The 23,697-nt window shown below is 71.6% G+C and carries 20 protein-coding genes; 8 read left to right on the forward strand and 12 right to left on the reverse strand.

Annotated features, from left to right (window positions below; all coding sequences use genetic code 11):
* Positions 1-9: 9 nt before the first annotated feature.
* Genes AC07O8_RS18665 through AC07O8_RS18690 form a run of 6 tightly spaced genes read left to right on the forward strand, consistent with a single transcriptional unit; the run spans position 10 to position 6,720 of the window.
* Positions 10-1,347 (forward strand): glycosyltransferase family 4 protein, encoded by a 1,338-nt coding sequence (locus AC07O8_RS18665; RefSeq protein WP_495049444.1) that lies wholly within the window; start codon positions 10-12, stop codon positions 1,345-1,347.
* Positions 1,344-2,597, forward strand: coding sequence for a glycosyltransferase family 9 protein (locus tag AC07O8_RS18670; protein WP_495049445.1), 1,254 nt, complete (start codon positions 1,344-1,346; stop codon positions 2,595-2,597). The genes AC07O8_RS18665 and AC07O8_RS18670 overlap by 4 nt, the downstream gene beginning before the upstream one ends.
* Positions 2,594-3,625: a glycosyltransferase family 2 protein gene (locus AC07O8_RS18675; RefSeq protein WP_495049446.1), complete on the forward strand. Its 1,032-nt coding sequence runs from the start codon at positions 2,594-2,596 to the stop codon at positions 3,623-3,625. The genes AC07O8_RS18670 and AC07O8_RS18675 overlap by 4 nt, the downstream gene beginning before the upstream one ends.
* The gene (locus AC07O8_RS18680; protein ID WP_495049447.1) at positions 3,622-4,869 is read left to right on the forward strand and encodes a glycosyltransferase family 9 protein; all 1,248 of its coding nucleotides are present in this window, start codon (positions 3,622-3,624) and stop codon (positions 4,867-4,869) included. Before AC07O8_RS18675 ends, AC07O8_RS18680 begins: the two co-directional genes overlap by 4 nt.
* Positions 4,793-5,743, forward strand: coding sequence for a glycosyltransferase (locus AC07O8_RS18685; RefSeq protein WP_495049448.1), 951 nt, complete (start codon positions 4,793-4,795; stop codon positions 5,741-5,743). The genes AC07O8_RS18680 and AC07O8_RS18685 overlap by 77 nt, the downstream gene beginning before the upstream one ends.
* Positions 5,740-6,720, forward strand: coding sequence for a UDP-glucuronic acid decarboxylase family protein (locus AC07O8_RS18690; protein WP_495049449.1), 981 nt, complete (start codon positions 5,740-5,742; stop codon positions 6,718-6,720). Before AC07O8_RS18685 ends, AC07O8_RS18690 begins: the two co-directional genes overlap by 4 nt.
* 130 nt (positions 6,721-6,850) lie before the next feature.
* On the opposite strand, the gene AC07O8_RS18695 is transcribed toward AC07O8_RS18690, so the two are convergent.
* On the reverse strand, positions 6,851-7,438 hold the full coding sequence (locus AC07O8_RS18695; RefSeq protein ID WP_495049450.1) for a DUF4142 domain-containing protein: 588 nt from the start codon (positions 7,436-7,438) through the stop codon (positions 6,851-6,853).
* 273 nt (positions 7,439-7,711) lie between these two features.
* Here AC07O8_RS18695 and gntA point away from each other — a divergent pair, with 273 nt between their 5' ends.
* Both gntA and AC07O8_RS18705 read left to right on the forward strand, forming a co-directional pair.
* Complete coding sequence (gntA, locus tag AC07O8_RS18700) at positions 7,712-8,398, forward strand: guanitoxin biosynthesis heme-dependent pre-guanitoxin N-hydroxylase GntA (RefSeq protein WP_495049451.1); 687 nt, start codon at positions 7,712-7,714, stop codon at positions 8,396-8,398.
* The gene (locus AC07O8_RS18705) at positions 8,391-9,005 is read left to right on the forward strand and encodes a DUF1989 domain-containing protein (RefSeq protein WP_495049452.1); all 615 of its coding nucleotides are present in this window, start codon (positions 8,391-8,393) and stop codon (positions 9,003-9,005) included. The genes gntA and AC07O8_RS18705 overlap by 8 nt, the downstream gene beginning before the upstream one ends.
* An 18-nt stretch (positions 9,006-9,023) precedes the next feature.
* Here AC07O8_RS18705 and AC07O8_RS18710 read toward each other — a convergent pair whose 3' ends face one another.
* The 11 genes from AC07O8_RS18710 to AC07O8_RS18760 form a co-directional block, all read right to left on the reverse strand.
* Positions 9,024-10,202 (reverse strand): beta-glucosidase, encoded by a 1,179-nt coding sequence (locus AC07O8_RS18710; protein ID WP_495049453.1) that lies wholly within the window; start codon positions 10,200-10,202, stop codon positions 9,024-9,026.
* Positions 10,199-10,885 (reverse strand): D-sedoheptulose-7-phosphate isomerase, encoded by a 687-nt coding sequence (locus AC07O8_RS18715; protein WP_495049454.1) that lies wholly within the window; start codon positions 10,883-10,885, stop codon positions 10,199-10,201. Before AC07O8_RS18715 ends, AC07O8_RS18710 begins: the two co-directional genes overlap by 4 nt.
* Positions 10,882-11,826: a bifunctional heptose 7-phosphate kinase/heptose 1-phosphate adenyltransferase gene (locus AC07O8_RS18720; protein WP_495049455.1), complete on the reverse strand. Its 945-nt coding sequence runs from the start codon at positions 11,824-11,826 to the stop codon at positions 10,882-10,884. Before AC07O8_RS18720 ends, AC07O8_RS18715 begins: the two co-directional genes overlap by 4 nt.
* The gene (locus tag AC07O8_RS18725; RefSeq protein WP_495049456.1) at positions 11,823-12,332 is read right to left on the reverse strand and encodes an adenylyltransferase/cytidyltransferase family protein; all 510 of its coding nucleotides are present in this window, start codon (positions 12,330-12,332) and stop codon (positions 11,823-11,825) included. Before AC07O8_RS18725 ends, AC07O8_RS18720 begins: the two co-directional genes overlap by 4 nt.
* The gene (locus tag AC07O8_RS18730; protein ID WP_495049457.1) at positions 12,305-12,997 is read right to left on the reverse strand and encodes a D-glycero-alpha-D-manno-heptose-1,7-bisphosphate 7-phosphatase; all 693 of its coding nucleotides are present in this window, start codon (positions 12,995-12,997) and stop codon (positions 12,305-12,307) included. Before AC07O8_RS18730 ends, AC07O8_RS18725 begins: the two co-directional genes overlap by 28 nt.
* Positions 12,994-13,860: an SDR family oxidoreductase gene (locus tag AC07O8_RS18735; protein ID WP_495049458.1), complete on the reverse strand. Its 867-nt coding sequence runs from the start codon at positions 13,858-13,860 to the stop codon at positions 12,994-12,996. The genes AC07O8_RS18730 and AC07O8_RS18735 overlap by 4 nt, the downstream gene beginning before the upstream one ends.
* Before the next feature lie 286 nt (positions 13,861-14,146).
* The gene (locus AC07O8_RS18740; protein ID WP_495049459.1) at positions 14,147-17,884 is read right to left on the reverse strand and encodes a chemotaxis protein CheB; all 3,738 of its coding nucleotides are present in this window, start codon (positions 17,882-17,884) and stop codon (positions 14,147-14,149) included.
* A gap of 163 nt (positions 17,885-18,047) precedes the next feature.
* Entirely contained in the window at positions 18,048-18,269 is a 222-nt protein-coding gene (locus AC07O8_RS18745; RefSeq protein WP_495049460.1) for a hypothetical protein, read from the reverse strand.
* Between the two features lie 152 nt (positions 18,270-18,421).
* Positions 18,422-19,021: a PEP-CTERM sorting domain-containing protein gene (locus AC07O8_RS18750; RefSeq protein WP_495049461.1), complete on the reverse strand. Its 600-nt coding sequence runs from the start codon at positions 19,019-19,021 to the stop codon at positions 18,422-18,424.
* A gap of 11 nt (positions 19,022-19,032) precedes the next feature.
* The gene (locus tag AC07O8_RS18755; RefSeq protein WP_495049462.1) at positions 19,033-22,668 is read right to left on the reverse strand and encodes an alpha-1,6-glucosidase domain-containing protein; all 3,636 of its coding nucleotides are present in this window, start codon (positions 22,666-22,668) and stop codon (positions 19,033-19,035) included.
* Between the two features lie 150 nt (positions 22,669-22,818).
* On the reverse strand, positions 22,819-23,679 hold the full coding sequence (locus AC07O8_RS18760) for a helix-turn-helix transcriptional regulator (protein WP_495049463.1): 861 nt from the start codon (positions 23,677-23,679) through the stop codon (positions 22,819-22,821).
* Positions 23,680-23,697 lie beyond the last annotated feature (18 nt).

Genomic DNA, 23,697 nt, shown 5'->3' on the forward strand with positions numbered 1-23,697 from the left:
AATCCCACCATGGAGCAGTTCATCATGGAAGCACCCTTGAGAGTCGCGCTGATCAGCGAACACGCCTCGCCGCTGGCCCAGCAGGGCGGCGTGGATGCCGGCGGCCAGAACGTCTACGTGGCGCACGTCGCCGCGGCGCTGGCGCGGCGCGGGCATCACGTCGACGTCCTGACCCGGCGCGACCACCGCGCGCTGCCGACGGCGGTGGACATGCGGCCCGGCGTGCGCGTCTTCCATATCGACGCCGGCCCGCCGGCCTTCGTGCCCAAGGAGGAACTGCTGCCGCACATGCGCGCCTTCGGCGCCGCCGCGCTGCGCCTGATGCGCGGCAGCCTGCGCCATGACGTGATGCACGCCAACTTCTTCATGTCGGGGCTGGTCGGCCTGCGGCTGCGCCGCGTGGTCGGCGTGCCGCTGGTGCAGACCTTCCATGCGCTGGGCGCCGTGCGCCGCCTGCATCAGAAGGAGGCGGACCGCTTCCCGCAGGAACGCATCGCGATCGAACGCCGCATCGCCGAGGAGGCCGACTGCGTCATCGCCGAATGTCCGCAGGACGCCGAGGACCTGATCCGGCACTGCGGCGCGTCGCCCGACCGCATCGCGCAGGTGCCCTGCGGCGTCGACCTGGACGAGTTCGGACCCGGCGACCGCGCCGAGGCGCGGCGCAAGCTGAAGCTCGCCCAGGACGAGTTCATCGTGCTCCAGCTCGGCCGGCTGGTGCCGCGCAAGGGCGTGGACAACGTGATCCGCGCCGTCGCGCGTCTCCCTGCCGGCACGCCGTGGCGGCTGCTGATCGTCGGCGGCGAATCGACGCAACCGGACGAGACCCGCACCCCCGAGATTGCGCGCTTGCGCCGCATCGCGCAGGACTGCGGCGTGCAGGCGCGCGTGACCTTCGTCGGGCGGCGCGACCGTCCCCAGCTGCGCGACTACTACCGCGCCGCCGACGTCTTCGTGACGACGCCGTGGTACGAGCCCTTCGGCATCACGCCGCTGGAGAGCATGGCCTGCGCGACGCCGGTGATCGGCGCGGCGGTCGGCGGCATCCAGCACAGCGTGGTGGACGGCCTGACCGGCTTCCTGGTCCCGGCGGAGGATCCCGCGGTGCTGGCCCTGCGCCTGGACGATCTGCGCCGCCAGCCCGAGCTCGGTCGCCTGATGGGCCGCGCCGGACTGCAGCGGGCGCAGCGGGAGTTCACCTGGGACAGCGTCGCGGGCCGGCTGGCCGCGGTCTACGGCGCGCTGGCGGCGCGGCGCGAGCCGCGCCAGGTGGCGGGCCTCCACCGCCTCGCGGCCGCGCGTCCCCCCTCGATCGCCGCGATGCCGGTCGTGGAGGCCAAGGGATGACGAGCGCCGTCACCCCCGCCGCCGTGACCCCCGCCATCGGGATGACCGCCGCCGGGATCACTGCCGCTGGGATGACCGCCGCCGGGATCACCGCCGCCGTTCGCGGCGACGAGCGCCGCGCCCATCGATGGCGCGCGGCGCGCCGCGTGCTGCTGATCCGCCTGGACAACCTCGGCGACGTGCTGATGACGACGCCGGCGATCGCGGCCGTGCGGGAGTCGCTGCCGGGCGCGCATCTGACCCTGCTGGCCGCGCCGTCGATCGCGGCGCTCGCGCCGCATCTGCCGATGGTCGACGAGATCGTCGGTTTCGACGCGCCCTGGACCAAGGCCGGCGCGGCGGCGTCGGACGCCGGCGACCCGCCGCGCGGCTGGACCGAGCGGCGGTTGGTGCAGCGCCTGTGCGGCGCCGACGGCGGCGACCGGGAACGCCCCGACGCCGCGATCATCTTCACCGTGTGCACGCAGAGCGTGTTTCCGGCGGCGACGCTGTGCCGGCTGGCCGGCATCCCGCTGGTGCTGGGACATGCGCGCGAGCGCGCCTACGGCCTGCTCAGCGACGAGGTCGCCGACCCGGACGCCATCGGCCCCGGCATGCGCCACGAGGTGCGTCGCCAGCTGGACCTGGTGGCGAGCGTGGGCTGCCGCACGCAGGACGAGCGGCTGCGCTTCGCGCTGCGCGAGCGCGACCGCCTGACGGTCCGCGCGGTCTTGCGCGAGGCCGGACTGGCCGAGGGGCGGCCCTACGTGGTGTTCCACCCGGGCGCGAGCGCCCCGTCGCGCCGCTATCCGGCGGACCGGCTGGGGGAGGCCGCGGACCGCATCGTCCGCGAGGACCGCACCGGCCGCACCATGGCGGTCCTGTGCGCGGGACCGGGCGAGATGGCGCTGCTGGCGGAGATGCGGCGCGCGATGCGTGCGCCCGCCATCGTGGTGGCGGCGACCGCCGGCATCGGCGAGCTGGCCGCGCTGATCGCGGACGCGCGGCTGCTGGTGGCCAACAACAGCGGCCCGGTGCATCTCGCCGCCGCGGTGGGGACGCCGGTGGTGGATCTCTACGCGCTGACCAATCCGCAGCACACGCCGTGGCAGGTCGCCTCGCGCGTGCTCAGCCACGACGTGCCGTGTCGCGACTGCCAGCAGAGCGTCTGCCCGCAGGTCCACCACGCCTGCCTCCGCGGCATCGCCCCCGACCGGATCGCCGAGGCGGCCGGCGCCCTGCTGCGGCCGGCGATGGGAGCGGTGGCATGACGGCCGTCGCGGAACCCGGACGCGCCCCGCGCCCGTTGGACGTCTCCGTCGTCATTCCCACCTGCGGGCGGCCCCAGTTGCTGGAGCGCTGCCTGATGGCCCTGCTGGCGCAGACGCTCGCGCGCGAGCGCTTCGAGATCATCGTGGTCGACGACGGCCATGACAGCCGCTGCCGGGACCGCGTGCACGCGATCGCCGCGCTGGAAGGCGCGCCGCACATCCGCTACCTGTGTCCGATCCTCGGCAAGGGGCCGGCGGTGGCGCGCAACTGCGGCTGGCGGGCGGCCAACGCGCCCGTCGTCGCGTTCACCGACGACGACACCCGGCCCGAGACCGGCTGGCTGCGCCTGGGCCTGACCGCCATGGCGCGGCATCCCGATTGGGTGGCCGCGTCCGGCCGTGTCCGCGTGCCACCGGTCACGCGCCGTCGGCGCGGCGTGCATCGCGCGCCGACCGACCATGAGCTGATGACCCGCGGCCTGGAGATCGCCGAGTTCGTCACCGCCAACGCCTTCGTCCGGCGCGCGGCGCTGGCGACGATCGGCGGCTTCGACGAGCGCTTCCGTCGGCCGTGGCGCGAGGACTCCGACCTGCAGTTCCGGCTCGAGCCACTCGGCCCGGTCGGGCAGGCGACGCGCGCGCTGGTCTGGCATCCGGTGCGGCCGGAGCGCTGGGGCGTGTCGCTGCGCCAGCAGCGCAACGTCTTCTTCGATGCGCTGCTCTACCGCAAGCATCCCGCGCTGTATCGCAGCCGCATCCGTCGGGTGCCGCCGTGGGACTACTACGCGATCGTGGCGTTGACGCTGGTCGCCGCGGTCATGGCGGGCACCGGGCTGATCGGCGCGGCGACGATGCCGATGGCCGGCGCGCTCCTGCTGGTGCTGCGCCTGGCGGCACAGCGCCTGCTGCACACCTCGCGCGCGCCCGCGCATGTCGTGGAGATGCTGTGCACGTCGGCTGCGATCCCGTTCCTGTCGGTGTACTGGCGGCTGCGCGGCGCCTGGCATTTCCGGACGCCGTTCCTGTGACGAGCCGCGCTGCCACCGTCCCGGTCGACGCGCCGATCGATGTGCCGATCGATGCGCCGATCGATGTGCGGATCGATGCGCCGATCGATGCGCCGATACGGCGCGTCGTCGTGCTGCGCGCGCTGGTCCTGGGCGATCTGATCTGCGCCGTGCCGGCGCTGCGCGCCTTCCGCGGCGCGTGGCCGCGCGCGCACATCGCGCTGATGGGGCTGCCGGCCGCCCGCGAGTACGCCTCGCGCCTGGACTGCATCGACGAATGGATCCCGTTCCCCGGCTGGCCCGGCCTGCCCGAGCAGGCCCCGGACCTGGCGGCGCTGCCGGCATTCCTCGCGAGGATGCAGGCCGTCGGCTGGGACCTGGCGATCCAGCTGCACGGCAGCGGCGAGCGGACGAATCCCTTGCTGGCCCTGTTCGGCGCGCGCCGCAATGCCGGCTTCCATGGCCCGGGCGCCTGGGTGCCGACACCGGATGCCGGGCGCTTCCTGCCCTGGTCCCCAGGCGGGCACGAGACGCAGCGGCTGTTGTCCTTGTGCCGCCATCTCGACCTCCCGCCGGCGGGCGAACAGCTGTCCTTCCCGCTGCGCGAGGACGACGAGCGTCACTTGCGCGAGGCCTGGCCCGGCCGGGACGCGGCGCCGTCTTACGTCTGCCTGCACGCCGGCGCGCAATTGCCATCGCGGCGCTGGCCGTTCGCGCGCTTCGCCGCCGTCGGATGGGCGCTGCACGACGCCGGCCACACGATCGTGTTGACCGGCACCGCCGACGAGCGTGCGCTGGTCGCGGCGCTCGCGGACCGGCTGGCCGCGTTCGGCGTCCCCAGCGTCGATCTCGCGGGCCGGACCTCGCTGTGGAGCTTCGGCGCGTTGCTGCGCGGCGCGCGGCTGCTGGTGTGCAACGACACCGGCGCGTCGCATGTGGCCGCCGCCTTGCGCGTGCCCAGCGTCGTGACCTCCTGCGGCGGCGAGGCCGCGCGGTGGGCGCCGGCCGACCGGCGCCTGCACCGCGTGCTGGCCAAGGCGGCGCCGTGCCGTCCCTGCGCGTTTTCCGACTGTCCTTACGGACATCCCTGCGCCGAGGCGCTGACCGTGTCCGAGGTGCTCGCCGCGATCGAGGACCAGCTCCGGCAGCCGCGCCCCGACCCCGGGCCAACGATCAAGGAGGGCTTCCATGCCCCGACGCTTGCGCATCCTGACGTGGCACGTCCACGGCAACTACCTCTTCAACCTGACGCAGGTCCCGCATGATTTCTATCTGGTGACCGACCCGGGCCGCACGCCGGGCCGCGTCGGCCGCGTCGGCGCGCTGCCGTGGGGCGACAACGTCCACGAGGCGCCGATCGACGAGATCGCGCGCATGCCCTTCGACGTGGTGCTCTACCAGCATCGCGCCGGCTGGGATGAGGACCGGGTGCGCTGGCTCGCCGGGGCGCAGCAGCGGCTGCCGCGCCTCTACCTGGAGCACGATCCGCCGCAGCAGCATCCGACCGACACGCGGCACTGGGTGCAGGACCGGGAGGCGCTGCTGATCCATTGCACCCCCTTCAATGCGCTGATGTGGGACGCGGGCGAGACGCCGTCGCGCGTGATCGAGCACGGCGTGCTGCCGCTGACGCGCCAGAGCTGGACGGGCGAGGTCGAGAAGGGCCTGGTGGTGGTGAACCACCTGGCCCGGCGCGGCCGGCGTCTGGGTGCCGACCTGTATCGGGAACTGGGCGGCCGTCTGCCGCTGGCGCTCGTGGGCATGGGCAGCGACGACATGCCGGGCGGGCAGGGCGAGGCCTCGCCACTGGCGTTGCCCGCCTGGATGGCCTCGCACCGCTTCTTCTTCCATCCGGCGCGCTACACCAGCCTCGGCCTGGCGCTGATCGAGGCCATGCTGATCGGGCAGCCGGTGATCGGCCTGGCGACCACCGAGCTGAGCACGGTGATCCGCAGCGGTGAGAGCGGCTTCCTCGACAACCGGCCCGACGCCCTCGAGGACGCCATGCGGCGCCTGCTGCGCGATCCCGGCCTGGCGCGCGAGTGGGGCGCACGCGGCCGCGCGCTGGCCAGGGAACGCTTCAGCATCGACCGCTTCGTCGCGGACTGGATGCGGACACTGCATGAGGTGAGCACATGACCGAATCCCCGCAGGCCGCGCCCACCGTGCTCGTCACCGGCGCCGCCGGCTTCGTCGGCAGCCATCTGTGCGAGGCGCTGCTGCGCCGGGGCGACCGCGTGATGGGCGTGGACAACCTGAGCACGGGAGAGGCCGCGCACCTGGACGCGCTGCTCGGTCATCGGGGGTTCACCTTCCAGCGCCGCGACATCTGCCAGACGGTGACGCCGGAGATGGCGGGCGCGACACGCATCTTCAACCTGGCCTGCCCGGCGAGTCCGGCCTATTACCAGACCGCCCCGGTGGAGACGGTGCTGAGCAGCGTGCTGGGCGTGTGGCGGCTGGCGACGATGGCGCAGGCCAGCGGCGCGCGGCTGCTGCAGACCTCGACCAGCGAGGTCTACGGCGACGCCGAGCGCCATCCGCAGCGCGAGGACTACTGGGGCAACGTCAATCCGAACGGCGCGCGCTCCTGCTACGACGAGGGCAAGCGCTGCGCGGAGGCGATGCTGATGGCCTACCACCGCGAGCGGCAAGTGGACGTGCGCCTGGCGCGGATCTTCAACACCTACGGTCCCCGGCTGCGGCCGGGCGACGGCCGCGTCGTCAGCAACTTCATCGTCCAGGCGCTGCAGGGCGAGCCGCTGACGATCTACGGCGACGGCGCGCAGACCCGCAGCTTCTGCTTCGTCGACGACACCGTGCGCGCCTTGATCCGGATGATGGACGGCGCGCACATCGGCCCGATCAACGTCGGCAATCCAGGCGAGCACACCATGCTCGCGCTGGCCGAGATGATCCTTCGCCTGACCGGCAGCCGGTCGCCGCTCGTGTTCATGCCGCTGCCCGAGGACGATCCGCGGCGTCGCTGCCCGGACATCGACCTCGCGCGGGCCGAGCTGGACTGGCGACCCGAGGTCAGCCTGGAAGACGGGCTGACGAGGACGATCGAGCACTTCCGCGCCGTGCTCGGGGGTCGCACGCGGACGGTGGCTTGAACCAGTCCTCGATCGATCGCATTCCCCTTCCGGAGAACATCGCGGCCAGCCGCGGAATCCGAGCGATGCGCCGGCCGCCACCCCGGCGTCGCCTGATGGCGTCACCGAGCTTGACGGCCGGCAGCGCCCCTCACTTCTTCTTGTCGGCGGCCTTGGTGCTGGCCTCCAGGGCCTGGGCCTCCTGCAGGTGGTGTTGCAGCGTGGGCAGGGTCTTCGCGGCCCAGGCCTTCACGTCGGCATCCTTCGCGTCCTTGGCGGCCTTCTCGAACAGCTTGACCGCGTCCTTGTGGGCCGATACCTGGTTCTCGGCATAGGCGTGGTCGAAGCCCGTGCCGTCGCGCTTCTCCAGGAGCTTGGCCTTGCCCTTGGCCACCATGGTGGCCTCCGTCGGCAACTTCACGCTCTTGGACGCCGCCAGGCCTTGCAGCTCACCGTCCGCCTTCTTGTGGTCGTCGACCATCTTCTGCGCGAAAGCCTTGACCTCCGCGGCACTTCCCTTCTGCAGGGCCAGGTTGCCGGCGTCGATCTCGGCGAAGCTCGATTCGGCGGCGTTCTTCATGAAGCTGCTGTCCGCATGCGCTGCACGCGGCGCGGACGCGCCGGCCGGTGCCGTCGCCTGGGCGGAGATGGCGCCGGACGCCAGCAGGCTTCCGAGGGCGATGGACACCGCGGCGATCGCGGAGAGAGCGGGGCGGCGCGAGGTACGGGTGATGGCCATGAGGCACTCCAGGAATTGATGATGCCCCTCGCCAGCAATCGGTGCGCCTGCGATGCCCGACACCCCGCGGCGCTCCTCGCCGCCGTCCTGGTTCCCCGCACTTGCCGGAGGAGAGGGGCCGGCACTGGCGCCGTACGCCACACGCGGATGCGGGACCGCGCCTACGTGGATCCGCGTCCGCCTCCCACCGGTGATGGGCCCCGGCGCCTGCTTCTCGCGACCTTGAAATTCCTTACCGTGGAGGCCTTGCAGTACACAACGATCAACGTCCCCATGACCCCTCCCTCCGCGCTCCCTGTCCGCGGCGATCGAACGGCCTCCGAGCAGTTCGACGCCTTTGTCAACGACGCCGCCTTTCCTTGTGTGGGCGCACGGTCCGCACTGAACAAGGGTCGCCTGTGGCACGGGCAATATGGGCGATTCGGCGACCCGGCCGATGTGCGCGCGCTGCGGGAGGACCTGCGGCGCTTCTCCGCGACCTTCCCCGAGCCGGGACCGCAGCCCGTCAGCTTCGTCGCCTTGTTCGATCAGGCCATCGCCACCGAGGCGGCGTTCGAGCGTCACCTCTGGACGCAGCTGCAGCTGCTGGCTGACCTGGATCGCGGCGAGTGCTGCTGGGACCAGAGCGTCAGCGACGATCCCGCGAGCCAGAATTTCTCGATGAGCATTGCCGGCCGGGCATATTTCGTCGTGGGCATGCACCCCCAGTCCTCGCGACTGGCGCGCCGCGCGCCGATGCCGAGTCTGGTCTTCAACTTCCACAACCAGTTCGAGCTGCTGAAGGCGACCGGCAAGTACGGTCCGATGCAGAGCGCCATCCGCAAGCGCGATGTGGCGCTGCAGGGCAGCGTGAATCCGGTGCTGACCCGCTTCGGTGAAGCGTCCGAGGCCCGCCAGTACGCCGGCCGCGACGTGCCGGCCGACTGGGTCTGTCCGTTTGCCAGGAGCCGCCATGTGTGACGCCCATGGCGGCACGCGCCGCATCGCGCCTCAGTCGGGCACTGCGTTCACCCTGGACAAGGGCGATGTCCTGCGCATCATCGATCCGCTCGGCGAGCAGGTCGCCGATCTGTTCGCCTTCAAGCGCGACGACTTCTCCTGCGTGCTCTCCTCCGGCCGTTCGATCGACTACGCGTCGAAGATTTACCTGAGCACGGGGGATGTGCTGTATGCCAACGACAGTCGGCGCATGTTCACCCTCCTCGAGGATCAGGTGGGCCGTCACGATTTCCTGCTGACGCCGTGCAGCCAGGAGATGTTCGAGATCCTCTACAAGGTCCGGGGTCACCACCCGAGCTGTTTCGAGAACCTGTACACCGCATTCGCGCCGCACGGGATCCGTCCCGAGCAGATCTCGACCACCTTCAACGTCTTCATGAATGTGCGGGTGAAGGAGGACGGCACGGTGAGCGTCGAGCCGCCGACGTCGAAGGCGGGACAGTGGGTCGAGTTGCGCGCCGAGATGGACCTGCTGTGCGCGTTGACCGCCTGCTCCGCGGAGAACTCCAACAACGGCGCGTTCAAGCCGATCGAGTTCGAGATCTTCCGCGGCGGACGCGACAGGTAACGCCGGACCCGGTCAGCGTCATCGCCCGTGGCACAGCGCGGCGAGCGCGCGCGCATAACGGGGGACCACGCGCCGGCCGTGTACCACGCCCTGCGCATTGCGCGTGGCGTGCCACACCCCGCTGCGGTGCCAGCGCCCGGGCTCGTTCCAGTCCGGCCGGTCGAGCAGGGGATACAGGCACACGCCGAGCAACGGCAGCCCGAGTGCGGACGCGCGTCGCGCTTCTCCCGCGATGTCGGCGAGCCAGTCCGCGCGGCCCCGTCCGAAGTGCCCGGTCTCGGCGACGACCATGGGCCGGCCATACCGTTCAAACACGAGCTGCAGCATCTCCGACAGCGGCATGCGCCGCGGATCCTGCAGATGCCAGGCGAGCCGGCGCTCGGTCGGCACTTCCCACTGGCTGCTGTGGTAATGGTTGACGCCGATGAGGTCGAGCGCCGCGGGATGCCCGCCGATCTCCGGCGCGAGGCGGCCCGCGAGCATGTCCAGCGACTGCCACTGGTAGGACGCGATGCGTTGCGCGAGTTCGCGCAACTCGTCCGTGTCCTGCGCCGGCACGACATGCACGACGGGCTCGATGTGCAGGAAGCGCGCGTCGGGATCGACCTCGCGGATCGCGGCCATGCCGGCGAGCGCGGCGTGCGCGAGCCGGCGCTTCATCTCGAAGCCGCTCACGCCCGTGTCCTCGTGACCGGCGTCGCCCAGCACCCCCGCCGGCCCCATGCCGTTGGTGGCCGAGGCCGCCCAGGCGAGGAAACTGATCTCGTTGACCGGCGTGTAGATGCGCGGCGCCGGGCAGAGCGGCATCAACGCGCGCGCCGCCTCGGCCGCGAACCGGGCGAAGCGCGGGATGAAGCGATCGTCGCGCAGCGAGAGGTCGGGCGGGACGCCGTAATGCATCAGCGTCCACAGCACCTGCAGGCCTTCGCGCCGCGCGGCGCGGGCCATGTGGCGCGCGCGGGAGAAATCCCAGCGGCCCGGCCTGCGCTCGCTCAGCCGCCAACCGACGCTTTCGCGCACGCAGCGCAGGCCGAGGCGGCGCGCCGCGGCGTAGTCGCCGCGCACCAGGCGGTCATGGCCGGTGCCACGCACCATGTCGAGCGCGTCGCCCGCTTCGTTGACGTGATCGGCGCCTTCATAGCCGCCCATCCAGAACGAGCGGAACGGCGACGCGGGGTCCTCCGGGAAGCCGCTCACGACGGCGCGGCGAGTGCCTGCTCCACCAGCGCACACCAGCTGTGCCCGATGAAGATGTGGGCTTCCTGGATGCGGGCGGTGTCCCCGTGCGGCACGATCACGTTGAGGTCGCACAGCGCCTTCATCGCGCCGCCGTCGCGTCCGCTCAATCCGATCGTGCTCATGCCGAGCTCACGCGCCTGCGCCAGTCCCCGCAGCAGGTTCGCGGAGTTGCCCGAGGTGGAGATGGCGATGACGCAGTCGTCCGCGACACCGAGTCCGGCGATCTGCCGTGCGAAAACCTCGTCGAAGCCGTAATCGTTGCCGATCGCGGTCAAGGCGGAGGTGTCGGTCGTCAAGGCCATCGCAGCCAGCGGCGCGCGTTCCGCGCGGAAGCGGCCGACGAACTCCGCGGCCAGATGCTGGCAGTCGGCGGCCGAGCCGCCATTGCCCATCAGCAGCAGCTTGCGCCCGGCCCGCAAGGTGTGGGTCACCAGGATCGCCGCGTCGGCCACGGCCGGCCAGAGGGTGTCGAGGCGGTCAAACAGGGCGCGATGATCCCGCAGGCCCTCGTCGAAGAGGGCCGTCGCCGGCGAAGGTCCGGGGGGCGGGCGGGGCAATGCGCGCCGGCCCCGGGCGGCCGGCGCCACGGGGGTCGTCGAATAAGGCGCGGGGAAGGGCGCGGGGAAGGACAGGGCTTTCATGAAGGCACTCCGAGTTCGTCCAAGGTGACCGAGGCCGTCCCGAACTTGCCGACGACGAGACCCGCCGCCTGGTTGGCGGCACGCACCGCGTCCTCCAGCGTCTCGCCGCGCGCGAGGAAGCAGGTCAGCGCGGCCAGTACCGTGTCGCCGGCGCCGCTGACGTCGTAGACCTCGCGCGTCTGCGCGGCGATGTGCAGGCCGGCGCGACCGCGCGAGTACAGGCTCATCCCGGCGTCGCCCCGCGTGAGCAGCAGGTGATCGATGTCCAGGCGCGCCAGCAGCGACGCGACGCGCTCGTCCAGCTGGGCCTCGTTGGGCCAGTCGCCGAGCACTTCGTGCAGTTCGGCCAGGTTGGGCTTGATCAGCCAGGCGCCGGCGTAGGCGTCGAGGTCGCGACGCTTGGGATCCACGAGCACCTGGCGCGACGTGCCGCGGCAGCGCTCGATCAGCACGCTCGCGTCGCGCAGCGCGCCCTTGGCGTAATCCGACAGGACGATCCAGCGGTGGCGCTCCGTCAGGGTGACGGCCAGCAGGGTCAGCTCGTCGACGGCCTCGGCGGGCGGCGTCGACTCGACGTCCATGCGCAGCAGCTGCTGGCGCCGGCTGACCAGGCGCATCTTCTGCGTCGTGTCGACGCCGGGACTGCGCACGAAGCGCTGCGTGATGCCCGGCTGGTCGAGCAGCGCGATCAGGCACGCGCCCGCGTTGTCCGCGCCGACTAGGCCGGTGAGCGTGCAGGGGCAGCGCAGCTGGGACAGGTTGAGCGCGACGTTGGCCGCGCCGCCCGCCCGTTGCGTCTGGCGATGCAGCCGCAGCACTGGCACCGGCGCCTCCGGGGAGATGCGCTCCACGGCGCCCTCGAGGTACACGTCCAGCATGCAGTCGCCCACGATCAGGACCGCGGGCCGCGCCGGTTCGGGCATGGCGGCCGGGGGCGTCATGGCGCCGCCGCCCGCAGATGCTCGATCAGCGCGGTGCTGGAATGCCCCGGCAGCAGCGGGCCGATCGTCACACGGCCGCCCCAGCTGCGCACCAGCGGCGTTTCCGGCAGGTCCTCGATCCGGTAGTCGCCGCCCTTGACGTAGACCTCGGGACGCAGCGCCTGCAGCAGCAGGGCCGGCGTCGCTTCGTCGAACCAGGTGACCCAGGACACGCAGGCCAGCGCCGCCACGACGCGGGCCCGGTCGGCGAGGGCGTGGAATGGCCGTTCGCCGGGTAGGCCCGATGGGCCCGACTTGCCCAGGCCGCGCGCCGAGCGGTCGCTGTTGAGCGCGACCACCAGGCTGCTGCCCTGCGCGCTGGCGGCCTCCAGATAGGCGACGTGGCCGGCGTGGAGGATGTCGAAGACGCCGTTGGTGAAGACCAGCGGCCGCGCCACGCGCGAGACCGTGTCCCGCAGCCGCTCGGGCGGCAGGACCTTCAGCGTGCTGTTCCATTTGTCGAGCATGACGAGCTCCCTTGCGTTGGGTCGCCGAGCCGCGCGAGCAGGTGTGTCGCCAGCGCGTCCCAGTCGGTGAAGACGGCGTCGGGCTCGCGCAGCGGCGAACGGCGCCACACGGTCTCCCCGCCGCTGTCGAACAGCAGGCCGCCGGCGCCGGCGCGATGGCCGGCCTCGACGTCGTCCAGGGTGTCGCCCACCATCCACGAGCGCGACAGGTCCAGGTTCAGCCGCCGCGCCGCGCCGATCAGCATGCCGGGCGCGGGCTTGCGGCACAGGCAGGCGGGACGGCCCTGGGCATCGGGTTCGTGGGGGCAGAGCATGAGATCGTCGACGGCGACACCGGCCTCGTCGCGCAGTCGTTGCAGCAGCACCTCCTGCAATTGCGCAAATTGCGCGCGCGAGAAGTAGCCCCGCGCGATGCCGCTCTGGTTGGTGGCGATCACCAGCGCCAGCCCCGCCGCCTGCAGCCGCGCCAGCGCCGCACCCACGCCGGGCATGAAGCGCAGGCGCGCGGGATCGACGTTGTAGGGCACGTTCTCGATGAGCGTGCCGTCCTTGTCGATGAACAGGCAGGGTCGCAGGGGCGCGCCGCGGGCGCGTTCCGAGGCCGGCGCGGCCAGGTCCAGGTCCTGGACCGGCAGCATGCCGAGCGGATCGAGGGGCAGGCTCACGGCCAGGAGCTCTCGCGCATCGGCAGCACCGTCACCTCGGGCACGACGGTGCCGGCGGGCTGCGTCAGCACCCAGCGCACGGCGCGGGCGACGTTGATGGGGTCCTGCAGCGTGGCCTCGTCGATGTCGGGGAAGCGGTCGAGCAGGAAAGGGGTCTTCATGCCGCCGGCCACGATCGCCGAGACGCGCACGTTCCGCTCGCGCAGCTCCGCATGCAGCGCGTGCGACAGGCCCAGCAGGCCCCATTTGGTCGCGTGGTACGCGCTGGCGTTGGGCCAGGCGCGCTTGGACGCCGTCGAGGCGATGTTGACGATGTGGCCGCCGCGCGGCTGCCCGAACATCCGCGCCGAGGCGAACTTGGCCATCAGCAGCGGCCCGGACAGGTTGGTGGCGAGCACGCGGTGCCAATCCTCGACGCTGAGCTCGGACAGGGGCGCGGTGACGTCGATCGCCGCGTTGTTGATCAGCACGTCGAGCCGGCCCAGTTCGCGGACCGTGTCGGCCACCGCCTGCTCGCACTGCCGCGCGTCGGCCACGTCCAGCGCCATGGGCATGGCCTGGATGTCGAATTCGGCCAGGACCGCGGCGTGGTTGCGGGCGCGCTCGACGTCAAGGTCCGCGAGCACGACGCGCATGCCGGCTTCGCCGAGCACCTGCGCGATCGCCGCGCCCAGGCCCCGGCTGCCGCCCGTGATCAGGGCGACCTGGCCGGCCAGCGAGGGCGTGTCGGCGGTTTCAGCCGCCGAGGTGGGGGTCGACGCAGGGGGCGGCGTGGGGGTCGACGTGAGGGGCGGCGTGGGGAGGCGGTCGTCGGACGCGCGTGGCGAGGGGAACGACGGGGACGTCGCGGCGGTGGCAGTCATGGCGAGGCTCCAGGGAACGTGCGGCAGGCGGGCGGCCATCGCCGGCCGGTACTGCGCACGATGGGAGGAGACGAGGGACGGACACCAGAGACCTCACGGTCTACCCAGCAGAAGCGGCTCGGATCGACTTCCCTTCAGCAAGGGGCGTACCCGCTGTTGTCCGGCGGACGATCCGCCCGGCGCCCCGGACCGTCCGGCCCGCTGTCTGGCCCGTCGGCCGCCCGGTATCTGGCTTGGTGTCAGGCCGGGTGTCAGGCCGGGTGCCCGGCCGGGTGTCCGGCCCGGTTCAGCTCTCGAGCAGATGCTTGAGTTCTTCGGGGTCCGCGGGCTTGGTGAGGTAGTGCGTCACGCCGGCCTCCCGGCCGCGATCGACGTCGTCCAACTGGCCGTACCCGCTGACGGCGATCACCAGCGTGTCCTCGTGACCGGGCATCTCGCGCAGCTGCCGGCAGACCTCGTAGCCGTTCATCCCCGGCAGGCCGATGTCGAGCACCACGGCGTCGGGCTGGAAGCTCCGCACCTGCTCGAGCGCGGACGGCCCGTCGTCGGCGATCTGCACCTCGTGCCCGGCGAGTCTCAGCAACGCGGCCGTGCTCTGGCTCGCATCGACGTTGTCGTCGACCACCAGCACCCGGCGCGCCGTCGTCGCCCCGCGCTCGACCGGCGGCGGCGGGTTCGCGTCGGGCAGCCACGTCTCTTCCTCGGCGTACGGCAACCTCACGACGAAGCGGCTGCCGTGGGTCAGCCCCGCGCTGAAGGCGGTCACCTGCCCGCCGTGCAGTTCCGCCAGGCGGCGCACCACGGCCAGCCCGATGCCGAGGCCGCCCATGTTCTGGCCCGCCGACCGGTCGGCCTGGACGAACACGGTGAACAGCTCGGACTGGAATTCCTCGGTCATGCCGATGCCGTTGTCCGCGACGGTCAGCACGGCGTCCTTGTCGCCGCGCTGCAGCGACACATGGATGACGCCTCCGGCGGGCGTGTACTTGATGGCGTTGCCGATCAGGTTGGTCACGATCTGCTCCAGCCGCACGGCGTCGCCGTTGATCAGGACCGGACGCGGCGGCACGGTCACGGTGACCTCGTGGCGGCGGGCGACGAAGGCCTGGCGCAGCGCATCATGCGCCTGCTGCACGATCTGCGAGAGGTCCAGCAGTTCCATGTGCAGCGTCACCATGCCGCGGCTGATGCGCGAGACGTCCAGCAGGTCGTCCACCATGCGCGCCTGGTTGCGCAGCTGGCGCTCGATGGTGGCCACCGCCTTCTGCTTCAACGCGTCGTCGGCGCCTTCATGCCGCCACACGTGCATCGCGTTGTTCATGGCGGCCATCGGGTTGCGCAACTCGTGCGCGAGCATCGCCAGGAACTCGTCCTTCTGCCGGTCCGCCTGCGTCAGCCGGTCGAAGGCCCGGTGCTTGGTCGTGACGTCGTCGATGGTCAGCAGGATCAGCGCGCGGTCCGGCCAGGCCACGCGGGCGGCGTTGAGCTTGACCGTGCGCGCGCCGATGTGGGGGAAGACCGCGCTGACCTCGAAGTCGCGCACCTTCGTGTGGCGCGGGACCAGGGTCTCGAGCAGTTCCCGCAGCGCGGGGATGTTCCATTGCCCGTCGCCCAGCTCGTACAGCACGCGGTGCAGGGTTTCGCGCGGACTCGTCTCGTAGCAGGCGTAGAACGCCTGGTTGGCGCGCGTGACGCGCAGGTCCGGCATCAGCACCAGCAGCGGCTGCGACATCGTCTCGATGATCGCGTCGGCGAAGTCGCGTCCCTGCGTCACCTCGTCGTGCAGGACCTTCAATTCGCGGTTGCGGAAGCGCAGCTCGTCGTTGGTGGTAGAGAGCTCCTCGTTCAGGGACTGGAGCTCCTCCTTGGCGGTCTCCAGTTCCTCGTTGGTGCTCTGCAGCTCCTCGTTGCTCGACTGCGTTTCCTCCTCCAGCGCGCGGAGCGACTCCATCGCCCGGTCGTGTTCCTCGAGCATCTCGCGGGTGTGCTCGCGGGAGGCGCGCAACTCGTCGGTCAGGCGCCGGATCTCGCTGCGATCGGCGTCGTTGCGGCGCGCGGCGCCGCCCGCGAGCCGCGCGAGCACCGCGGCCCGGACGGCCTGCGAGATGCCCGCCTGGACCGCGGTCTCGGGCAGCGGCACAACGTCCTCGGAGAGGATGAAGAACACCAGGAACCAGCGCGACTCCGTTTCGCCCGGGTACAGGGGCACGACCTCGATCGAGGCGTCGCGCAGCTGGCCCGACCCGGTGTCGATGCGCAGGCCGCTCCGGCGCACCGGCACCGAGTCCGCGCGCGCCCGGCGCACCGCGTCGCCGATGGCGCTGAACACGCCCGGCCGGGCCAGGCGTTGCAGCTGCTGCGTCGGCGCGCCGGCCGGCAGCGACAGGAAGGCGCTGGTGTCGCCGCGGAACTCGAGCACGTTGAGGTCGTCGTCGCACAGCACGCACGGCGGCGCGAAACGCGCGATCGAGACGCGGTCGATCTCGCGCCGCAGCCCGTCGCGCTCGGCGGTCACGGAACTGCCGGCCCGGCGCAGGCCGGGAGGCGGCGCGATCGAGGGCCGCGTCGGCCGGCCGATCGCCGCGAGGATGCGATGCGGCACCGAGCGCTTGAGGAACAGGCGGGTGCGTTTGCCTTCCAGCGCGGTGAAGAGCTCGGAATAGGCGCCGACGCTTTCCGACAGGCCCAGCATCAGCAGGCCCTCGCGCTGCAGCGCGAAATGGAAGGCCGGCATGACGCGCTTCTGCAGCGTGGGATCGAGGTAGATCAGCAGGTTGCGGCAACTGATCAGGTCGATGCGGGAGAAGGGCGGGTCGTAGGCGACGTTCTGGCGGGCGAAGGTGCAGCAGTCGCGGATGGTCTTGGAGACGCGGTAGTGATCGCCGTCCCGGACGAAGTAGCGGGCCAGGCGGTCGGCGCTGACGTGGCGGGCGATGTTCTCGATGTAGCGGCCGCTGCGCGCGACGGCCAGCGACTCTTCGCTGACGTCGGTGCCGAAGATCAGCACCTCCCGGTTCGACGCCTGTTCGGCCAGGTATTCCAGCACGCAGATCGCGATGGAGTAGACCTCCTCGCCGGTGGCGCAGCCGGGCACCCAGATCCGCAGCGGCATCGCGGGATCCCCGTGCTGCATCAGCCGCGGCAGCGCGGTGTCCGACAGCGCGGCGAAGGCCTCCGGATCGCGGAAGAACTCGGTGTAGCGGATCAGCAGGTCGCGGCACAGGGCATGGGCCTCGGCCGGGTCCGCCTCCAGGACCGTCAGGTAGTCCGACAGGTGGTCGAGGCCGTGCAGGGCGAGGCGGCGCCCCAGGCGCCGCTCGACCGTGCCGCGCTTGTAGTGGGTGAAATCGACGTGGCAGACCATGTGCAGCCGGCGCAACACGCGGTCCATGAGCACGAGGTCCTGCACGCCGCCGCGGTCGTCGGCGTCCAGCGCCTGCACGTCGAGGAAGGGGTTGCGCACCAGCCGCAGCAGCGCCGCGGCGATCTGCGCGGGCGGCAGCGTGAGGTCGACGCCGCCCAGTTCGACGGCGGCGCGCGGCATGCTGGTGAAGCGCGCCGAGTCGTCGTCCTGCGCGAAGCCGATGCCGCCGCAGCCCTTGATCGCCTGCATGCCGATCGCGCCGTCGGTGCCGTTGCCGGAGAGGATGACGCCGACGGCCTTGCTGCCCTGGTCCTTGGCCAGCGAGTCCAGCATGTCGTCGATCGGCATGGGCGGGCCCAGCGTCTCGCCGCGGGGGCGCAGCACCAGGCGGCCCTGCGCCAGCGTCATGCTGGTGTCGGGCGGGATGACGTAGACGTGGTTCTCCTCGACGGGCTGGCCGTCCGTCGCTTCCGTGACGGCGAGCGGCGTGCGCTGGGCGAGGATGTCCGTGAGCAGGCTGGGATGCGAGCGGTCCAGGTGCTGCACGACGAGCAGCGCCATGCCGGCGTTCGCAGGGAGGTGGGCGAGCAGGTCGCTCAGGGCATCCAGACCGCCAGCGGAGGTGCCGATGCCCACGATGGGGTAGGCCTGCTGGGTCACATCGGCGCTTTCGTGAGGGGAGGATCCGGACCCGGTCGGGTCAGGGAGAACGCCGCTTGTCCCGGTCGGGCGCTGCGGCTTGTCGTCAGCCGGGTGCAATGCTACGCCACTCCCGCGCCTTCCACGGCGACGACGGCGCCCGGCGCCCGGCGCATGGTGCGTGTCAGGCGATCCGGCGGATGCAGGTCATGAACGCCGCGTAGAGGGACACGGCGTCGCGATCCTGCTGCCTGTATTCGGTCCACACGTCGGCCAGGAAGCTCACCTGCGTCAGGGCCACGGCGAACAGCCAGAGCGACACGCCCCAGCCGAATGCGCCGTAGCCGACGAGCACGGCGCCCAGCACGGCCAGCGCGGCGATTGAGAAGGCGAACAGGGTTTTCATGGACTGGATTCCCGCGACAAGGTGGAGGCGACATGCCGAGCTTGAGTGCGCGCGGCTGCGGGGTCTGTGGGCTGCCACACGCAAGGTCGGATCTCCACCGGGCGAGGAACGGAACCGGGCCGCGGCAGCGGCGGCGCCCCTGGCCCGCGGATTCAGCCGGCGACGGGCCGACGCGCGGCCTGGGCCTTCGCCTGGCGCGCCCGGACGCCGAGCAGGCCCAGTCCGAGCAGCACCAGCGCCGCGCTCGCCGGCTCCGGCACCGCCGAGGCGGTCGTCACATCGAAGGTCAGGTTCCCGCGCAGCCATTCCCCTTCGGCGACATCCAGCGCGAAGTCCTTGTACGCCTCGCTGAATTCCAGTCGCAGCAGGCCGTCCGCGCCGACACTCAGGCCGAACGGGCTCAGGTCCAGCGAGCCGCTGTAGCTGCCGACCCCGCTCGCGAAGTCGGCCCCGCCCGGCGCGAACGTGAGCAGGTCCAGGCCGCTCGATCCGCCGAAGCTGACCTGCATCTCCGACAGCACGCTCGGCGCGAAGGCATTCAGATCGAGCGACCACGACAGCGCGTTCAGCACCGCGTTCGCGCCCACATCGATGAACCAGACCGTGTTGCCGGCTTCGCCCTGCAGGTTGATGCTCTGTGCGCCGCCGACATCGACGACGACGGGCGTGGCCTGCGCGGGCGCGCTGGCGAGGCCCAGCAGGGCGGAAGCTGCCACGACGGACGCGGCGACGAGGTGAGGGAGGCTCTTCATGACGTCGGCTTTCAATGGGAAACGGTGGCGCCTGGGGTGGCGGAAGCGGCGGCGGGGACCACGAACACGACCGCCGTGCGCGCCGGCACGTTGAAGCGGCCCGTCGTCCGGTCGAAGCTGGCTTGTCGAGCACGCGAGTCGGCAGCCGTCGGCGCCGTGTGGACCGGATGCAGCACCAGCGCATGTCCCGCGAGCGCGGGCAGCGTCAGGTCCTTGGCCGTCTTGTCGACGTTGATCAGGTAGACCAGTTCGTTGAAGTTGGCGCCGGGGTAACCGGCGCCGTCGAGGCGTCCGACCAGCACCGTGGCCTCCTGCGACGAACCCGTGTTCAGGAAGGTCAAGCGCGCCTTGATGTCCTCGGCCGTGCGCAGCCGCAGCAGCGTCGAGCTCTTGCGGATGCGCAGCAGGTCGCGGAAGGCGTCGCGCGTCCACGCGATGTCCGCCGCGGTGGGCTTGATCAGCGGATTGGCGAGCAGCGGCTTCGCATACGGCCAGTTGTCGGCGTTGTCGCGCGACGGCGGCAGGCCGACGCCGAAGTTGTTGTCCGCGTAGGTCCAGTCCAGCCGGTTGAACCAGTCGCCGCTGTCGTAGCTGTTGCGGTCCAGCGACTTGCTGCGCAGCGTGTCCGTGCCCGCGTGGAAGTAGGCCACGCCCTGACTGAACGCGTTGATCGCGCTGGCCAGGATCTGCACCCGGGCGCGGTCCTCGCGGCTGGTGCCGACCGGCAGCCGGAACGCGTTGTTGTCGAACAGGGTCAGGTTGTCGTGGTTCTCCACGTAGTTGACGACCTCGCCCGGCTCCAGCACCCAGCCCGCGGGGATGCCGCCGACGTCGATCTGCTCCAGCCGCAGCGTGGCGTCCCAGCTCGTCTGCATCTGGAAGCTGCGGATCGAGCCCGCCAGCGCCGCGCGGAGGCGGTCGGCCTGCCACATCAGCTCGCCGCGCGTCTGGCCGCCGTTGTGGCCGTTGCTGTCATAGAAGAAGCCGTTCACGTAACCCTGGCTGGCGAGCAGCGCCTCGCCCGAGTCGCAGCAGCCGCCGCCGCGCACCGCGTCGCGGATCAGCGGATTGAAGCTGCCGATGCCCGAGCCGTTCAGCGACAGCATCTCCGCCTGCACGAAGCGCGCGCCGTTGGCGACCTCGCCGAAGTTCCAGCCCTCGCCGACGATCTGCACCTCGCGGCCGGCGGCCTGCATCACACGCGCCTTCAGCGCTTCGATGACCGCGCGCGGGTGGTGGCCCATGATGTCGAAACGCAGCGAACTGATGCGGTAGTCGCGCGTCCAGGTGACCGCCGAATCGATCATCAGCTTGGCCATCATGAGGTTCTCGGAGGCGGTGTTCTCGCAGCAGGTCGAGCGTTCGATGCCGCCGGCGGCGTTGTAGCGGAAGTAGTAGTTGGGCACGACCTTGTCGAGCACCGAGGTGGCGTTCTGGCCCGACGACGTCGTGTGGTTGTAGACCAGGTCCATGCCGACGCGCAGGCCGGCGGCGTTGAGCGCCTGCACCATGCGGCGGAACTCGACGACGCGCGCGACCGGGTCGTTCGCGTTGCTCGAGTAGCTGCCCTCCGGCGTCGAGAAGTGCTGCGGGTCGTAGCCCCAGTTGAAGCAGTCGGTGCCGGCGGTGGCGGCCACGGCGGCCTGCTGCGATTCGCCGTCGGGCGCGCCGGCGGGCGAGGGCGTGACGCAGCCTTTCTCGTTGACGGTGGCGAAGTCGAACACCGGCAGCAGGTGCACGTCGGTGAGGCCCGCGGCGGCGAGGGCGCCCAGGTGGCGCATGCCGTTGGAGCCCGACTCCGCGAAGGCGAGGTACTTGCCGCGGCGCGCGGCGGGCACGGTGGCGTCGTTGATCGAGAAGTCGCGCACGTGCAGCTCGTAGATGCTCAGGTCCGACGGCGCCGACACCGTGGCGGGCGGCGCGCCGGCGTCCCAGCCCGCGGGCTTGGTCGCGGCGGACTGCAGGTCCATCACCACGCTCTGCTGGCCGCCGAGCGTCACGCCCAGCGAGTACGGATCGGCGACCAGGTTGCGCACCAGGCCCACGCCCTTCACGAAGACCTGCACCTGGTAGCGGTAGGTGGCGCCCTGCAGGCTGCCGGGCTTGCTGAGGCGCCAGACGCCGGTCGCCGCGTCGCGCGCCATGGGCTCGGTGGTGGTGCGGGTGAGCGTCGAGCCGGCGATCGGCGTCGTCAGCACGAGGGCCACGTCTTGCGCGGTCGGCGCCCAGAGCTTGAAGCTGGTCGAGCCGTTGGCCACGACGGCCCCGAGGTCCGGCACGTCGCTGGCGGCGGCGTAGAGGTCGTCGAGCGCGCCGGCGATCTGCGCGGTCGTCGCGTTCTGCACACGGCCGTCGGCGTCCTCCTGCACGAGCACGAGCTGGCGCTGGTGCAGCCCCGGCAGTCGCGCGACGTCGGCCGCGCGCACCGCGAAGACCGCGCCGCTGGCCACGTACTTGAAGCGCAGCGCGTCGGCCGGCGGCACGGTGCCGGTGAACAGGTCCAGCGTGATGAAGCCGTCGGCGCCGCCCACCGGTGCGCCGGCGGCGACGCTGATCTGTCCCGTCGCCGAGTGGTACAGGCGCACGGTGCCGGAGCCCGTGCCGGAGGCGCCGATGCGCGGCCACTTCACGAGCGTCTTGTCGAGCCACACGGCGCGCGCGTCGGTGCTCGACACCTGACGCAGGTCCGGCGTCGCGGTGTAGACCGTCGCATCGCGCTCCACCAGCCACACGTGACCGACCTGGTTCTGGATCGTCAGCGCGGAGAACTCGACGCGGATGTTGTTGTCGCGGCCGTCCTTGTCGTTCTCGTTGGGCGGCATGCCGTGGACGATGAACTCCAGCCCCTTGCGGCTGGCGTCGCCCTGCGGATTGAGCACGGGGATGTCGAAGACGACCTCGTCGCTGCCGGCCGCGTAGCCCGGCATGGCGCTGAAGGCGACGGGCTGGGTCCAGTTGTCGATCGTGACGCCGCCGGGCAGGGCGGCCACGTTCAGGCCGCTGCCGTTCCACAGGTGCAGGCCCCAGGCGGTGTACGCGCCGTCGAAGCGCTTGTAGTGGACCCGCACCGTGGTGATGTCGGGCGTGGCCAGCTGCAGCGGATTGCCCGGGTAATTGGTGCTGTCGCCCTGCAGGCGCCAGACTTCGTTGGCGCCGGCCTGGAGCACGAGGCTCTGGTCCGCGCCGCCGTTGTCCTTGTTGTCGCCGTTGTGGAAGAGGAAGCCCACGGTGCCGCTCGTGGCGGCCAGCGGCACGTCGTAGTAGACGCCGAAGGCGTCGCTGCCCGCGGCGTTCCAGCCCTCGTTCCAGTTGGGGCTCTGCGCGGCGTTCCAGGTGTGGATCTGCCAGCCGGCGGGGTTGCCGTCGGCGCGGCGGTAGTGGACGCGCAGCGAGGTGGCCGGGGTGTCGGGGGTTGCCGCCGCGGCGATCCGCGCGCGTGTCGATGCCGACGGCGGCGTCGAGCCGGTCGGCACTTCCGCGATCAGCGCGACGCCGTTCTCGTCGACCGCCACCGCGCTGGTGCCGGCCTTCTGGGCGAGTCCCGCCTCGCCGCCGCCACACGCCGCCAGCAGCCCGCACAGGCTGATCGCCAACGCACCCGCCACCCGTCGCGCCGTGCGCGACCAACCGTCAGCCCATGCCTGCATGTCCGAACCCTCCTCAAAGGTGGGCGGATGCTAAGGAAGTAAAACTACATCATGTGACCGTGAAATCCCGAAGTCGGACTACATGTCGAACGTTCATGGGACACGGATGGGACAGGACTTAGGCAGGATCCTGGTGAAAAAGCCACGGTTTCAAACCGAGGGCTGTAGTTTTGCTTCAGCCCTGAGCGCTCGCGGAGAACAGCCGAACTCACGCCGGAAGGCGCGGTTGAAGTTCGACAGGTCCGCCCAGCCGCTGTCGTAGGCGACGTCGGTGACGGGGCGGCGGGTGTCGCGCAGCAGGCGCAGCGCGTGCATCAGCCGCTGGCGGATCAGGTACTGGTGCGGCGTCACGCCGATGGCCTGGCGGAACACGCGCAGCAGGTGGAAGGGGCTCAGCCCGGCGGCCTGCGCGACGTCGTCGAGCGTGAGCGCCTCGGCGCTGCGGGTCTCGATGCAATGCGCCGCCGCGCGGGCGCGCTCGTTTTGCCGGGGCAAGGGCGCGGGCGCCTCGCCGCCGTCCAGCGCGCGGCGCACCTGGGCCACGATGGCCAGCGCCGCCTCCTCGAGCGCGAAGCCTTCGTCGCCGCCGTTGTCCAGGCCGTGGAAGAGGGCGGCCACCCGGGGCAGCGGCGGCAGGCAGGCATGCGTGAAGCGTTCAGCCGCCAGCATCCCTTCGAGCATCGCCGTCGACATCGACAGCACCGTGCAGTCGTCGCCCGTGCCGTCGCTGTCTTCGTGCGAACAGGCGTAGCCGTCGCCGGCGTTGCCCAGCATCAACCAGCCGGGTCCGAGCACGGCGCCGCCCGTGCGCGTCCGGTACGTGAAGCGGCCGCGGTCGACCAGCGTGATCGAGCACTGCAGGTGCGCTTCGTCCACCGGCCGCTCGCCGCGGGCGGCGTGGCACTGGCAATGCATCAGGCGCAGGTCGGTGCCCGATTGCAGCTGGCGGTAGTGGCGGTCGCGGCGGTCGTGCGGAACGGCGTCGACCAGGGCAGGGCGGGGTGGCGGCATGGTCGGGATGCTAGGGAG

It is taken from the genome of Roseateles sp. GW821-FHT09G09 (genome assembly GCF_059415965.1).

Bases quoted from the DNA above. Each gene is read 5' to 3' on its own strand.
- AC07O8_RS18665 (WP_495049444.1), top strand. From the start codon at position 10: ATGGAGCAGTTCATCATGGAAGCACCCTTGAGAGTCGCGCTGATCAGC.
- AC07O8_RS18670 (WP_495049445.1), top strand. From the start codon at position 1,344: ATGACGAGCGCCGTCACCCCCGCCGCCGTGACCCCCGCCATCGGGATG.
- AC07O8_RS18675 (WP_495049446.1), top strand. From the start codon at position 2,594: ATGACGGCCGTCGCGGAACCCGGACGCGCCCCGCGCCCGTTGGACGTC.
- AC07O8_RS18685 (WP_495049448.1), top strand. From the start codon at position 4,793: ATGCCCCGACGCTTGCGCATCCTGACGTGGCACGTCCACGGCAACTAC.
- AC07O8_RS18690 (WP_495049449.1), top strand. From the start codon at position 5,740: ATGACCGAATCCCCGCAGGCCGCGCCCACCGTGCTCGTCACCGGCGCC.
- AC07O8_RS18695 (WP_495049450.1), bottom strand. From the start codon at position 7,438: ATGGCCATCACCCGTACCTCGCGCCGCCCCGCTCTCTCCGCGATCGCC.
- gntA (WP_495049451.1), top strand. From the start codon at position 7,712: ATGACCCCTCCCTCCGCGCTCCCTGTCCGCGGCGATCGAACGGCCTCC.
- AC07O8_RS18705 (WP_495049452.1), top strand. From the start codon at position 8,391: ATGTGTGACGCCCATGGCGGCACGCGCCGCATCGCGCCTCAGTCGGGC.
- AC07O8_RS18715 (WP_495049454.1), bottom strand. From the start codon at position 10,885: ATGAAAGCCCTGTCCTTCCCCGCGCCCTTCCCCGCGCCTTATTCGACG.
- AC07O8_RS18720 (WP_495049455.1), bottom strand. From the start codon at position 11,826: ATGACGCCCCCGGCCGCCATGCCCGAACCGGCGCGGCCCGCGGTCCTG.
- AC07O8_RS18725 (WP_495049456.1), bottom strand. From the start codon at position 12,332: ATGCTCGACAAATGGAACAGCACGCTGAAGGTCCTGCCGCCCGAGCGG.
- AC07O8_RS18735 (WP_495049458.1), bottom strand. From the start codon at position 13,860: ATGACTGCCACCGCCGCGACGTCCCCGTCGTTCCCCTCGCCACGCGCG.
- AC07O8_RS18745 (WP_495049460.1), bottom strand. From the start codon at position 18,269: ATGAAAACCCTGTTCGCCTTCTCAATCGCCGCGCTGGCCGTGCTGGGC.
- AC07O8_RS18750 (WP_495049461.1), bottom strand. From the start codon at position 19,021: ATGAAGAGCCTCCCTCACCTCGTCGCCGCGTCCGTCGTGGCAGCTTCC.
- AC07O8_RS18755 (WP_495049462.1), bottom strand. From the start codon at position 22,668: ATGCAGGCATGGGCTGACGGTTGGTCGCGCACGGCGCGACGGGTGGCG.
- AC07O8_RS18760 (WP_495049463.1), bottom strand. From the start codon at position 23,679: ATGCCGCCACCCCGCCCTGCCCTGGTCGACGCCGTTCCGCACGACCGC.